The 12621-nt window shown below is 54.1% G+C and carries 12 protein-coding genes; 5 read left to right on the forward strand and 7 right to left on the reverse strand.

The features are described 5' to 3' along the window. Window positions 1–9: 9 nt before the first annotated feature. From pyrR to metK, 7 genes are read right to left on the reverse strand one after another with little or no spacing between them, the layout of a single operon-like run. Window positions 10–522: a bifunctional pyr operon transcriptional regulator/uracil phosphoribosyltransferase PyrR gene (pyrR, locus tag ADINL_RS03625; protein WP_036544091.1), complete on the reverse strand. Its 513-nt coding sequence runs from the start codon at window positions 520–522 to the stop codon at window positions 10–12. Then, window positions 509–979, reverse strand: a complete 471-nt coding sequence (gene ruvX / locus ADINL_RS03630) for a Holliday junction resolvase RuvX (protein ID WP_036544094.1) — start codon at window positions 977–979, stop codon at window positions 509–511. The genes pyrR and ruvX overlap by 14 nt, the downstream gene beginning before the upstream one ends. Before the next feature lie 12 nt (window positions 980–991). Then, a complete protein-coding gene (locus ADINL_RS03635; protein ID WP_036544096.1) occupies window positions 992–1558 on the reverse strand; it encodes a YqgE/AlgH family protein in 567 nt (188 codons plus the stop codon). Between the two features lie 60 nt (window positions 1559–1618). Next, window positions 1619–2599, reverse strand: a complete 981-nt coding sequence (locus tag ADINL_RS03640) for an energy transducer TonB (RefSeq protein WP_051632534.1) — start codon at window positions 2597–2599, stop codon at window positions 1619–1621. Continuing rightward, a complete protein-coding gene (gshB, locus tag ADINL_RS03645; protein ID WP_036544099.1) occupies window positions 2596–3549 on the reverse strand; it encodes a glutathione synthase in 954 nt (317 codons plus the stop codon). Before gshB ends, ADINL_RS03640 begins: the two co-directional genes overlap by 4 nt. Window positions 3550–3583: 34 nt before the next feature. Further along, complete coding sequence (locus ADINL_RS03650; protein WP_036544101.1) at window positions 3584–4312, reverse strand: 16S rRNA (uracil(1498)-N(3))-methyltransferase; 729 nt, start codon at window positions 4310–4312, stop codon at window positions 3584–3586. Between the two features lie 18 nt (window positions 4313–4330). Further along, window positions 4331–5551, reverse strand: coding sequence for a methionine adenosyltransferase (gene metK / locus ADINL_RS03655; RefSeq protein WP_036544103.1), 1221 nt, complete (start codon window positions 5549–5551; stop codon window positions 4331–4333). Between the two features lie 248 nt (window positions 5552–5799). Here metK and tkt point away from each other — a divergent pair, with 248 nt between their 5' ends. The 5 genes from tkt (at window position 5800) to ADINL_RS03680 (ending at window position 12564) form a co-directional block, all read left to right on the forward strand. Next, window positions 5800–7794, forward strand: coding sequence for a transketolase (tkt, locus tag ADINL_RS03660; protein WP_036544105.1), 1995 nt, complete (start codon window positions 5800–5802; stop codon window positions 7792–7794). A 33-nt stretch (window positions 7795–7827) separates the two neighbouring features. Further along, window positions 7828–8847, forward strand: a complete 1020-nt coding sequence (locus ADINL_RS03665; RefSeq protein WP_036544107.1) for a type I glyceraldehyde-3-phosphate dehydrogenase — start codon at window positions 7828–7830, stop codon at window positions 8845–8847. Window positions 8848–8883: 36 nt separating this feature from the next. Continuing rightward, complete coding sequence (locus ADINL_RS03670) at window positions 8884–10053, forward strand: phosphoglycerate kinase (RefSeq protein WP_036544109.1); 1170 nt, start codon at window positions 8884–8886, stop codon at window positions 10051–10053. A gap of 27 nt (window positions 10054–10080) precedes the next feature. Then, window positions 10081–11145: a class II fructose-bisphosphate aldolase gene (gene fba / locus ADINL_RS03675; protein WP_036544111.1), complete on the forward strand. Its 1065-nt coding sequence runs from the start codon at window positions 10081–10083 to the stop codon at window positions 11143–11145. A 405-nt stretch (window positions 11146–11550) separates the two neighbouring features. Beyond that, a complete protein-coding gene (locus ADINL_RS03680) occupies window positions 11551–12564 on the forward strand; it encodes an amino acid ABC transporter substrate-binding protein (RefSeq protein ID WP_036544113.1) in 1014 nt (337 codons plus the stop codon). The last annotated feature ends 57 nt before the right edge of the window (window positions 12565–12621 follow it).

Here is a 12621-nt window from a genome sequence, read left to right on the forward strand (position 1 = left end):
AGTGGGCGTTTAGCGTGTGCGTTGTCGGATTTCCAGCAATAAGGGCTCAGGTCCTGAGAGTTTGATTTGCTGATCCGGTCCCAGGGTCATGGTGTCACCGCAGACATCCGGCTGAATCGGCAGTTCACGATTTTGCAGGTCGATCAGGGTGACCAGTGTGATGGATGCCGGGCGACCATAGTCAAACAGTTCGTTCATTGCGGCGCGGATCGTCCGGCCGGACATAATGACATCATCCACCAGTATCAGGTGTCGGTCTTCGGTTGCACAGGGAAGCTTGGATGGCAATACCTTGGGGTTCAGTCCGTTACGGGTAAAGTCATCTCGGTAAAAGGAGATATCCAGCATGCCAAGCGGGCTGCTCAGTTCCAGTTGCTGGTGCAGGCGTTCGGCAACCCAGACGCCTCCCGTGCGGATACCGATGATCAGCGGATCTTCCAGGTTACGGTAGGTCATCAGTGCTTTGAGGTTCTGGGTGATGCTGTCCAGCAGACGTTCAACATTCAGGTTACCCGATACCATAGAGGCTCTCCAGAGGTGTGTGGCTGGGAATAAGGGGGGCGTCGGCAAACCAGTCTTCCAGAATCAGGCGGGCAGCGATACTGTCGACAGGGTCTTTTCGGTAGTTTTGTCCGCCCCCGGCGGCGCGGTGCAATTGTTTGGCTTCGCGGGTGGTGAGGCGTTCATCCATCAGAAAGCAGGGACGTTGGCAGCGTTCATGCAGACGATTGGCAAATTTGCGTGCCCGGCGTGCCATGTCGCTGATCGTGCCGTCCATATTCAATGGAATGCCGATCACCAGGCAGTCTGGTTGCCAGGTCTGAATCAGTTTTTCCAGCTGTACCCAGTCAGGGATGCCATCGCGGGCATTCAGCGGCTCCAGGGGGGAGGCTGTTCCGGTCAGTCGCTGGCCAAAGGCCACACCGATTCGGCGAGTGCCAAAATCAAATCCCAGTGCCGTGTCAAAAGATGGCTGCATGCAGTTATTCGGTCAGGCATGTCCGGCATGAGCTGTCATGAGTTGCAGGTTGACGCCCAGTGATGCCGCAGCTGCCTGAAGTCGCTCCTCAGCTGGTAACCGGAACATTATATCTGAATTTGCCGGACAGCTTAACCAGGTGTTGTCACAGATCTCCTGTTCCAGTTGTCCCGGGCTCCAACCTGCGTAACCGAGGGCGACAAGGCAGTCTTTGGGACCCTTGCCCAATGCCATGGCTTCGAGGATATCCATGGAGGTAGTCAAGCGGATTTCCTGGCTGATGGCATGGCTGGAGAGCCAGCGGCGACCGTCATCACGATGCAGTACGAAGCCGCGATCAGGGTGAATGGGGCCACCCTTGAAGACAGGCATCGGGTCAATGGCAATGCGGCTGTAGTCGAGTTCGATATGGGCGAACAGGTCATGTACCAGCATGCCTGCAGGACGATTGATGATAATGCCCATGGCACCGTATTCACTATGATCACAGATATAGGTCAGGCTGCGTGAAAAATGGCGATCATCGAGATGGGGCATCGAGATGAGAAATTGATCGCGCAGAGAAGTCGATTCGGACATGCGAGTCACCCTGGATATTGAGTTACCGACGGACTCATGAAATAAAGCCTTACCTTAGGCTTAGTACACACTGGCACGTTTCTCAAACTTCCAGGTACGAATTATTTCAAGTCGATCGGTGGTTCGACGCATTTCATTAGTGAAGGGCTGGAAGGGTGAAGCCATTTGCACAATGCGTACGGCGGCATTATCCAGTACAGCATGACCGGAAGATTGCAGTACTTCAATTTCAGCGACACTGCCATCTGGCAAAATGGCTACCAGCAGTCTTAGGCTGCCGTTAATATCATTGCGGCGCGCTTCTTCGGGGTAATTCATATTACCGACAGACTCGATTCTGCGGCGCCAGTTATCCAGGTAGATGGCATCATCATGTGCCATGGTGGAGGGGGCAGATGTCAGGCGGCGAACTCTGGGGCGACGCGCCTGATCTTGCTGCTGGGCTGACAGTTGTGCCTGAATACTGGCAATTTCCATGCTGCGTGCCAGCAGCGATCCTGATGGACCGGTGGTGCTGGGGGGTGGCGTGGTCGCAGGTTGTTGTTGCTGTTGCACGGGTGCCTGTTCAGGTGCCGGTGCAGCAGTCACGACCGGGGTGCTGGGTTCACCGGTTTTTGGCGGGGCCGGAGGCTCCGGTTCGGGCGCAGGTTCTGGCTCGGGAGGGGTGGGTTCCACCGGAGGCTCGGGTTCAGGCTCAGGTTCGGGCTCTGCCAGGGGTTGAGGAATGGGGGCCTGCTCATGAATATGAGGGTCTTCCAGCAGGGACTCTTCGATCACGCTCGGGTCAAGAATTTCCTCACTTTCACCGCTACCCAACTGATCGGCCTGGGCAAAAAAATCGGCTTCCTCCGGGGGTATTTCAGTGGCATGGCGTGCCAGGGTGATATCGAGTGTGTGTTGCGGACGGACCGCCTCCGGTAGCTTGAAACCGATGGCCAGAATCAGGAAACCATGCAATGCCAGGGCTAGAAACAGGTTTAGACCGAAGCGGTCGGTCGCTGTTTTATACCAGGCAAGTTGGCGGTCCGGGGTCAGGTTCATCGGTTTGCAAGGCTGCGCTCAAGGGTGTCCATCAGCTGCATGCCGATGTCCAGGCCAAATTGTGTATCCAGTTCCCGGATGCAGGTTGGGCTGGTGACATTGATTTCAGTCAGGTAATCACCGATCACATCCAGCCCGACGAACAGCAGTCCCTGAGCCTTCAGGGTCGGACCAACCTGTTCGCAGATCCAGCGGTCACGATCGGTTAACGGGCGGCCTTCACCCCGTCCGCCGGCTGCCAGGTTGCCACGCGTTTCGCCGGCAGAGGGAATGCGTGCCAAAGCGTAGGGTACAGGCTCTCCGTTAATCATCAGAATGCGTTTATCTCCGGCACTGATTTCCGGCAGGTATTTCTGCACCATGCACATCTGCTGGCCGTGTTGGGTCAGCGTCTCAATGATCACTCCGAGGTTCAGGCCATCTGCCTGTACTCTGAAAATTGAAGCACCACCCATACCATCCAGTGGTTTGAAAATGACATCCTGGTGCTCGGCATGAAAGGCCCGCAACTGTTCACTTCGGCGTGATACCAGTACTGGCGGGCAGCAGTGCGGGAAGTGTGTTGCAAACAGCTTTTCATTGTAATCACGCAGTCCCTGTGTGCGGTTTACAATCAGGGTGCCCTGCTGTTCAGCCAGTGCCAGCAGTTGAGTGGAATAGAGAAATTCGTTATCGAACGGTGGGTCCTTGCGCATCAGAATAATATCCAGATCCGCCAGGGGGCGTACTTGATATTCTCCACGTTCAAACCATTGCTCCGGGTTCATGGCAACCTGCAGGGGCGCCATGCGCCCCATTGCCTGTCCCTGTACCAGACTCAGGTCGGACTGTTCCATATACCAAAGCTCCCAGCCTTTGCGCTGAGCGGCCCAGAGCATGGCCAGGCTGGAGTCTTTCTTGTAGTGGATAGCGTCGATGGGGTCCATCACTATGCCGATTCGTATACTCATCTGTGCATCCTGTGGTTGTGTGGGCTGAGTCAGTTTAGTTCAGATCACCCCAGAGATAGTGTAATACCGCGCAGGCGGCAACAGGGGCTGTTTCAGTACGCATGACCCTGGGACCCAGTGACAGGGGGTGGAACCCTTTGGTTTTGGCCAGTGTCACTTCATCGTCTGTCAGTCCGCCCTCGGGGCCAATCAGCAGTGCTACGGAACGGGGGGGCTGATAACCGCTCAAGGCGGCTGCCTGATGTGGGTGCAGGACCAGTTTGAGGTCTGCCTTGCAGCTGTTCAACCAGTCTTCCAGCGTCTGTGGCAGCAAAATTTCTGGCAGGCAATTGCGCAGAGATTGTTCACAGGCGCTGGTGGCTACCTGCTGCCAGTGGCGCTGGCGCTTGTCCTGGCGTTCGGATGACAGGCGTACTTCACAACGTTCGGTAAACAGTGGAGCGATACGGTGACAACCCATCTCGGTGGCTTTCTGTACAGCGTAGTCCATGCGTTCGCCGCGGGACAAGGCTTGGCCTATTTCGATTTGCAGCGGTGATTCCCGTACTGTCTGCTCTGTTTCCAGCAACTGAACCTGAATCTGACGTTTATCCAGCTGAGTGATTTCAGCCAGATAATCGCAGCCATCGCCATTGAACAGGCGCAACCTGTCACCTACGCGCATTCGCAGAACCTTGCCTGCATGCTGAGCGACATTGTCGCTCAGGGTCAGTTGCTGCAAGCCAGTCAGTGGCTGATCTTCAAAAAAACGCGGGACTCTCATAGGTTCCAGCCGCTAGCGTTACAGGCCCGCGGCCTGGCGCAGGCGTTCAGCCCGGTCAGTTTTTTCCCAGGGGAAGGCCGTAAAGGTTTCACGCTGGGTTTTGCCATCCTGATCGATCCATTCATAGGTGGTTTCAAAAGGTTCACGTCCAAAGTGACCATAGGCGGCAGTGAGTTGATACATGGGGTGTAGCAGATCAAGCATCCGGGTAATCGCATAAGGGCGCAGATCAAACTCGCGACGTACCAGCTCAATGATCTCGGCGTCACTGATTTTTCCAGTACCAAAGGTATTTACTGATACCGAGGTCGGTTCGGCGACGCCAATCGCGTAGGAGACCTGGATTTCACAGCGGTCAGCGAGACCCGCTGCAACAATGTTCTTGGCAACATAACGTCCGGCATAGGCTGCTGAGCGATCAACTTTGGATGGATCTTTGCCGGAGAAGGCGCCACCGCCATGACGAGCCATGCCGCCATAAGTGTCTACGATGATCTTGCGGCCGGTCAGGCCGCAGTCGCCAACCGGTCCTCCGATAACAAACTTACCGGTAGGGTTGATGTGGTAGCGGGTGTGTTCGCTCAGCCACTCTTTCGGAATAACAGCTTCGATAATTTCGCGCTGTACCATGCGGCGCAGATCTTCCTGGCGAATTTCCGGGTCATGCTGCGTGGAGAGTACTACAGCCTCGACACCACATGGCTTGCCTGCATCATCATAGCGGAACGTCACCTGGCTTTTTGCATCCGGGCGCAACCAGGGCAGCATGCCGCTCTTGCGCAGCTCGGCCTGACGTTCAACCAGGCGATGTGCGTAGTGTATTGGTGCAGGCATCAGCGATTCGGTTTCATTGGTAGCATATCCGAACATCAGGCCCTGGTCGCCAGCGCCCTGATCTTCCGGTTTGCTGCGATCTACGCCCTGGGCGATATCGACACTTTGTTTGCCAATCAGATTGATGACACCGCAGGTGGCACCATCGTAGCCCACGTGTGAGGAGGTGTAGCCGATAGCATTGATCACGTTGCGTACCAGATCTTCCAGATCGACCCAGGCCGAGGTGGAAATTTCACCCGCAACAATGGCAACACCCGTCTTGACCAGTGTTTCACAGGCCACGCGCGCATGTTTGTCACGCGCAATGATGGCATCGAGTACCGCATCGGAGATCTGGTCCGCAATTTTGTCGGGATGACCTTCAGAAACGGATTCGGAGGTGAACAGGGAGTATTCGCTCATGTCAGGAAATATCCTATCGCTTTAATATTTATCATCAGTCTGTGAACCGGTTGACGCCATTTTAGCGGTTTGGGCAGTTTTTTTCACAACTGAATTTGGGGTTAAGGGTTAAAATTAAGGGTTTTTGCATGATTTTTACGCTTTATGCGGATTTGCATTTGAAGCGCGTGGCTATCTGCGAGAAAATCAGCAGCTGAAAATTTTACGAACCCAACATCAGAATCGGGCCACCCCCAGGAGTTGATTAAATGTCCTCTCGTCGTGAACTTGCCAATGCCATTCGTGCATTGAGCATGGATGCCGTCCAGAAAGCCAAATCCGGACACCCCGGAGCGCCAATGGGAATGGCGGATATTGCAGAAGTCTTGTGGAATGACTTCATGAAGCATAACCCCGCTAATCCCTACTGGTTTGACCGGGATCGATTCGTGCTTTCCAACGGCCACGGTTCGATGTTGATCTATTCTCTGCTGCACCTGACCGGCTATGACGTCAGCATTGATGATCTGAAAAACTTCCGTCAGTTGCACAGTAAAACAGCCGGTCACCCGGAATACGGTTACTGCCCGGGTGTTGAAACCACTACCGGTCCGCTGGGTCAGGGCATTACCAATGCGGTTGGTATGGCGCTGGCTGAGAAGGTGCTGGCTGCGCAGTTCAATCGTGAAGGGCATGAGATTGTCGATCATTACACCTATGCCTTCCTGGGGGATGGCTGTTTGATGGAAGGGATCTCACATGAAGCCTGTTCGCTGGCGGGTACGCTGGGGCTGGGCAAGCTGATTGCTTTCTGGGATGACAATGGCATTTCAATTGACGGTGAGGTGGACGGCTGGTTTACCGATAACACCCCCGCACGTTTTGAATCCTATGGCTGGCAGGTGATTGCCGGTGTGGATGGTCATGATGCTGACCAGATCCGTGAGGCCATTGAGCAGGCACGTGAAAATACCGATCAACCTACGCTGATCTGCTGCAAAACCATCATCGGTTTTGGCTCACCCAACAAGCAGGGTAAAGAAGACTGCCATGGTGCGCCGCTGGGTGATGATGAAATTTTGCTGGCACGTGAGCAGTTGCAGTGGCCACACCTGCCATTTGATATACCGGGTGAACTCTACGACGACTGGAATGCTCTTGAGGCAGGCCAGTATGCAGAAAATGAGTGGAATGACCGATTGGCTGCCTACAAACAGGCCCACCCTGAGCTGGCTGATGAGCTGCTGCGCCGCTTGAGTGGCGAGCTGCCTGCTGACTTTGAAACCCAGGTGGATCGCTGGATCGCGGATGTAGCAGCGAAGGGTGAAACAGTTGCAACGCGCAAGGCGTCGCAGAATGCATTGAATGCACTGGGGCCGGTATTGCCGGAGTTTCTGGGCGGTTCGGCAGACCTTGCCGGTTCGAACCTGACACTCTGGTCTGGCGCGAAAGGTGTCAGCCGTGAAGATGCCAGTGGAAATTATGTTTACTACGGTGTCCGTGAGTTCGGCATGAGTGCGATCATGAATGGTATTGCACTGCACGGTGGCTTTATTCCGTATGGTGCGACCTTCCTGGTGTTTATGGAATATGCCCGCAATGCGGTGCGTATGGCTGCCCTGATGAAACAGCGGGTCATTTTTGTCTATACCCATGATTCCATAGGGCTGGGTGAAGACGGGCCAACACATCAGCCAATTGAGCAGATTGCCAACCTGCGTCATACCCCGAATATGGAAACCTGGCGTCCTTGTGATGCGGTAGAGTCTGCCGTGAGCTGGAAGTCTGCCGTGATGCGTACCGATGGCCCCAGTGCGTTGATTTTCTCTCGTCAGAACCTGGCACATCAGCCACGCTCTGCGGCGCAGCAAGCCGATATCGCACGCGGCGGTTATGTGCTGAAAGCCTGTGAAGGCCAGCCGGACCTGATTTTGATTGCCACAGGCTCGGAAGTGGCGCTTGCGATGGAAGCCGCTGATCAGCTGGCTGCAGAGGGACGTCGTGTACAGGTGGTCTCCATGCCTTGTACAGAGCGTTTTGACAAGCAGGATGCAGCCTACCGTGAGTCCGTATTGCCGAAGGCGGTTACCGCGCGTATTGCGATTGAGGCCGCGCAGGCTGACTTCTGGTACAAGTATGTCGGCCTCGACGGTGCCATTATCGGTATGCGCAGCTTTGGTGAGTCCGCACCTGCAGGCGAACTGTTCAAGCACTTTGGCTTCACTGTGGATAACCTTGTCCAGACAGCTCGCACATTGCGTTGATCGCGGTCGTCAGGAACGGATGCACAGGGTACTATGAGCTATCGGATTGCGATTAACGGCTACGGTCGTATTGGACAGAGTGTGCTGCGCGCACTCTACGAACGCGGCTTGCAAAAGCGTTTGCAGGTCGTGGCACTGAATGAGCTGTCTGATATCGAGACCCTGACCTATCTGACCCGCTATGACACCACACACGGGCGTTTCCCGCTGCCGGTCAGTCATGATGGTGAGCAATTGCTGATCGACGGAGATGCGATCCGGGTTCTCAGTGTTGAGGACCCGGAGTTTCTGCCCTGGACAGCGCTGGATGTTGATCTGGTGCTCGACTGTTCCGGGAGCTTCTCGGATCGTGCCCAGGCACACAAGCATTTGAACAGTGGCGCCAAACGTTTGCTGTTCTCTAATCCGGCTTCGGCAGATATTGATGCCACTATTATCTATGGCATCAACCATAGCCAGCTCAATGCCACTCAACGAATCGTTTCGGCGGCATCCTGTACTACCAACTGTCTGGTTCCGGTGCTGGAGTTGCTGGATCGTCATTTTGGTATTGTGAATGGCGTGACAACCACCGTGCATTCGGCGATGAATGATCAGCCGGTGATTGACAGTTACCATCGGACAGATCTGCGTCTGACACGCAGTGCATTGCAGTCAATCATTCCGGTGGATACCGGTCTCAGCAAGGGTATTGATCGCTTGCTGCCGCATCTGGCGGGCCGTTTTCAGTGTTTGCATCTGCGTGTACCCACCATCAATGTGTCGTTAATGGATTTATCGGTCAATCTGGCGGTTGATGTCAGTGTGGAAGAGGTGAATACCTTGATGCGCCAGTCAGCCGTTGAAGGGGCGCTGGTCAATCTGTTGGGGTATACCGAGGAGCCACATGCCTCGGTTGATTTCAATCGGGATGGCCGCTCTGTGATTGTCGATGGGACTCAGACACGAGTATCGGGAGGGCGTCTGCTGAAACTGATCTGCTGGTTTGACAATGAGTGGGGCTACGCGAATCGGATGCTGGATGTTGCCGAACACTGGCTTGAGCAGACGTGACGTTTTTGATTAATCAATGAAACAGGGACTCAGCGTATGAGTATTCAGAAAATGACAGACCTGGATCTGGCCGGCAAGCGCGTGCTGATCCGGGAAGATCTTAATGTACCCGTAAAAGATGGAAAGGTGACTTCCGATGCACGTATTCGTGCTGCCTTGCCAACCCTTGAACGTGCGCTCAAATCCGGTGCCAGGGTGATGGTGATGTCTCACCTGGGGCGGCCTGCCGAGGGTGAGTTTGATGAAAAGTACTCACTGGCCCCGGTGGCTGAACACCTGTCTGCGTTATTGCAGCGTCCGGTGCCCCTGATCCGTAACTGGCTGCACACCCCGTTTGAAGTGGCTGAAGGCGATCTGGTGGTGCTGGAGAATGTGCGTTTCAACAGCGGTGAGAAGAAGGATGATGAAGCCCTGGCAAAAACCATGGCAGCCTTGTGCGACGTGTTTGTCATGGACGCCTTTGGTACCGCGCATCGTGCTCAGGCATCTACGCATGGTGTTGCCAGGTTTGCTCCCATCGCCTGCGCTGGGCCTTTGCTGGCCAATGAGCTGGATGCCCTGGCAACAGCACTGGATGCGCCTGCGCGTCCGATGATGGCGATCGTCGGTGGTTCCAAGGTATCGACCAAGCTGGAAGTTCTCAACGCCTTGTCGGAAAAATGTGACCAGCTGATTGTGGGTGGCGGTATTGCGAATACTTTCCTGGCCGCAGCCGGCAAGCCGGTCGGTAAATCCTTGTGCGAGCATGATCTGATTCCGGTTGCCAAAGCATTGATGGAAAAGGTTTCCATCCCGCTGCCGGTGGATGTTGTGGTTGCCAAAACCTTTGCTGAAGATGCCGAAGCGATCCTCAAGTCGGTAGACGATGTTGAAGAAGACGATATGATACTGGATATCGGGCCGGTTTCTGCACAGCAGTTGGCAGAGCAGCTGAAAAAAGCAGGTACGGTGATCTGGAACGGGCCTGTGGGTGTGTTCGAGTTTGATCAGTTTGGTGAAGGAACCCGTGCGCTGTCTCTGGCGATTGCCGAAAGTCAGGGGTTCTCAATTGCGGGTGGTGGCGATACGCTGGCAGCTGTGGACAAATACGGTATTGCTGATCAGGTGTCTTACATCTCTACTGGAGGTGGTGCTTTCCTGGAGTTTGTTGAAGGCAAGGTGTTACCCGCTGTCGCAATTCTGGAACAGCGCGCTGCCCAGTCCTGATTATTATAAAATTTAAGAGGTTTTCTCATGGCACTTATTTCTATGCGACAGTTGCTGGATCATGCCGCCGAACAGGGTTACGGCATTCCGGCGTTTAATGTAAACAACCTTGAGCAGATGCGCGCTATTATGGAAGCGGCAGCGAAAACTGACTCTCCTGTTATCGTGCAGGCATCCGCCGGTGCGCGCAAATACGCAGGTTCCAACTTCCTGCGTCATATGATTCTGGCGGCGATTGAGGAGTTTCCCCAGATCCCGGTATGTATGCATCAAGATCATGGTACCAGTCCCGCTGTCTGTCAGCGTTCCATCGCCATGGGCTTTTCGTCGGTGATGATGGATGGTTCCCTGGGTACGGATGGCAAAACACCGACCAGCTATGAGTACAATGTTGATGTGACGCGTCGTACTGTTGAAATGGCACATGCCTGCGGGGTCTCAGTTGAAGGTGAACTGGGTTGCCTGGGATCACTGGAGACAGGTATGGCTGGTGAAGAAGATGGTATTGGTGCTGAAGGCATTCTGTCACATGACCAGATGCTGACCGATCCTGAAGAAGCAGCAGATTTTGTGCGCAAAACAGGTGTGGATGCACTGGCTATCGCCATCGGTACCAGTCATGGTGCCTACAAGTTCACCCGTCCACCTACCGGTGATACCCTGGCTATTCAGCGTATCAAGGAGATTCATGCACGTATTCCGGATACCCATCTGGTCATGCATGGTTCATCCTCTGTCCCCCAGGACTGGCTGGCCATTATCAATGAGTATGGTGGCGAGATACCTGAAACCTATGGCGTGCCGGTTGAAGAAATCGTGCAGGGCATCAAGTACGGTGTGCGCAAGGTGAATATCGATACCGATCTGCGCCTGGCCTCAACTGGTGCAATACGCCGTTTCCTGGCGCATAACACCGCTGAGTTCGATCCACGCAAGTATTTGAAAGAAACAATCAATGCCATGCGTGATATCTGCATCGATCGTTATGAAGCTTTCGGTTCGGCTGGCAATGCCAGTCGTATTACGCCCATCTCCCTGGAAAAAATGGCTGAACGTTATGAAGCGGGTGAGTTGAACGTCAAAATCAACTGATCCGCCGCTTGCTCAGGACGGGTGCGCTTTGGGGTGCACCTGTCCCTCTCCGCTCTGTATTTCTTCTTGGTTCCATAATTGTCCTTAGTACATTCAACTTATCTAACCTATTGAGTTTTATAGTAATTAAACGACTGTTTGGTTTTTGGTCTTATCAAGGGCTGCTTTGCACTAAAGTTGCGCAGGGGTTATTTTTTTGTGTATTTTTGGGGCGTTATAGGCTAACGTTGAATTGAGCTTATGGCTCATTAATAAGTAGAAGCGCGTCAAACGCTCGGTTTTTTCTTTGTCAGCCAGCAAAAATGAATTGCTGGCTCGGAAATTGCAATGACTCCCGTGCGTTGATGCGCAGCTGCTTTTCCTGGGTTGCGTAAAACAAAAAACAACATTCATGGGAGAAACTACATGAAGAAGATTGCAACACTCGTTGGCGCGGCAGTGGCTGTTACAGCTGCAGCAGGCGTTAATGCAAGTACCCTGGACACTGTAAAAAACCGTGGCGCTGTTCAGTGTGGCGTCAGTGATGGCTTACCTGGCTTCTCCGCTACCGATAGCGCGGGTCGCTGGCAGGGTATCGATGCCGATTTCTGCCGTGCAGTTGCTGCTGCCGTGCTGGGTGATGCCGAAAAAGTCAATTTTGTGTCCTTGACGGCTACTGAGCGTTTTACTGCGCTGCAGTCAGGTGAAATTGATGTCCTCCCACGTAATACGACCTGGACGCTGACGCGTGACGCTTCTCTGGGTCTGAATTTTACCGGTGTCAACTACTATGATGGTCAGGGCTTCCTGGTCAGCAAAGAGTTGGGTGTTTCCAGTGCTCTGGAGCTGGACGGTGCGTCTGTGTGTATCTCTTCCGGTACCACAACTGAGCTGAACCTGGCAGATTACTTCCGTATGAACGGCATGAGCTATGAGCCGGTTCTGTACGATACGTCTGATCAGACAGCTGCAGGTTTTGAAGCCGGTCGTTGCGACATTCTGACCTCTGACCAGTCTCAGCTTTATGCATTGCGCCTGCAGCTGTCTGATCCAGACAGTGCGGTAGTACTGCCTGAAGTCATCTCCAAGGAGCCACTGGGTCCTGTCGTTCGTCAGGGTGATGATGTGTGGTTCAACATCGTCAAGTGGACGCTGTTTGCCAAGGTCAACGCTGAAGAGCTGGGTATCACCAGTGCGAACGTTGATGAGATGACTTCCTCCAATGATCCGTCCGTTCAGCGCTTCCTGGGCACCTCTGGTAACATGGGTGAGCTGCTGCGTCTGGATAATCAGTGGGCGTACAACATCGTCAAGCAGGTGGGTAACTACGGTGAAGTATTTGAGCGTACCGTTGGTACCGGTTCTCCGTTGAACATTGAGCGTGGCCTGAATGCGCTCTGGACAGACGGTGGTTTGCAGTACGCGCCGCCCATCCGTTAATTGTCCATTTCTGTGTAAACAGTCCGGGTCATGAGGTGTTCATCTCATGGCCCATTT

It is taken from the genome of Nitrincola lacisaponensis, from assembly GCF_000691225.1.
GTDB lineage: Bacteria > Pseudomonadota > Gammaproteobacteria > Pseudomonadales > Balneatricaceae > Nitrincola > Nitrincola lacisaponensis.

What these genes read in the sequence shown, in the direction of transcription:
- tkt (WP_036544105.1), top strand. Translation starts at nt 5,800, where the DNA reads ATGTCCTCTCGTCGTGAACTTGCCAATGCCATTCGTGCATTGAGCATG.
- ruvX (WP_036544094.1), bottom strand. Translation starts at nt 979, where the DNA reads ATGCAGCCATCTTTTGACACGGCACTGGGATTTGATTTTGGCACTCGC.
- ADINL_RS03650 (WP_036544101.1), bottom strand. Translation starts at nt 4,312, where the DNA reads ATGAGAGTCCCGCGTTTTTTTGAAGATCAGCCACTGACTGGCTTGCAG.
- ADINL_RS03670 (WP_036544109.1), top strand. Translation starts at nt 8,884, where the DNA reads ATGAGTATTCAGAAAATGACAGACCTGGATCTGGCCGGCAAGCGCGTG.
- ADINL_RS03640 (WP_051632534.1), bottom strand. Translation starts at nt 2,599, where the DNA reads ATGAACCTGACCCCGGACCGCCAACTTGCCTGGTATAAAACAGCGACC.
- ADINL_RS03665 (WP_036544107.1), top strand. Translation starts at nt 7,828, where the DNA reads ATGAGCTATCGGATTGCGATTAACGGCTACGGTCGTATTGGACAGAGT.
- gshB (WP_036544099.1), bottom strand. Translation starts at nt 3,549, where the DNA reads ATGAGTATACGAATCGGCATAGTGATGGACCCCATCGACGCTATCCAC.
- metK (WP_036544103.1), bottom strand. Translation starts at nt 5,551, where the DNA reads ATGAGCGAATACTCCCTGTTCACCTCCGAATCCGTTTCTGAAGGTCAT.
- pyrR (WP_036544091.1), bottom strand. Translation starts at nt 522, where the DNA reads ATGGTATCGGGTAACCTGAATGTTGAACGTCTGCTGGACAGCATCACC.
- ADINL_RS03635 (WP_036544096.1), bottom strand. Translation starts at nt 1,558, where the DNA reads ATGTCCGAATCGACTTCTCTGCGCGATCAATTTCTCATCTCGATGCCC.
- fba (WP_036544111.1), top strand. Translation starts at nt 10,081, where the DNA reads ATGGCACTTATTTCTATGCGACAGTTGCTGGATCATGCCGCCGAACAG.
- ADINL_RS03680 (WP_036544113.1), top strand. Translation starts at nt 11,551, where the DNA reads ATGAAGAAGATTGCAACACTCGTTGGCGCGGCAGTGGCTGTTACAGCT.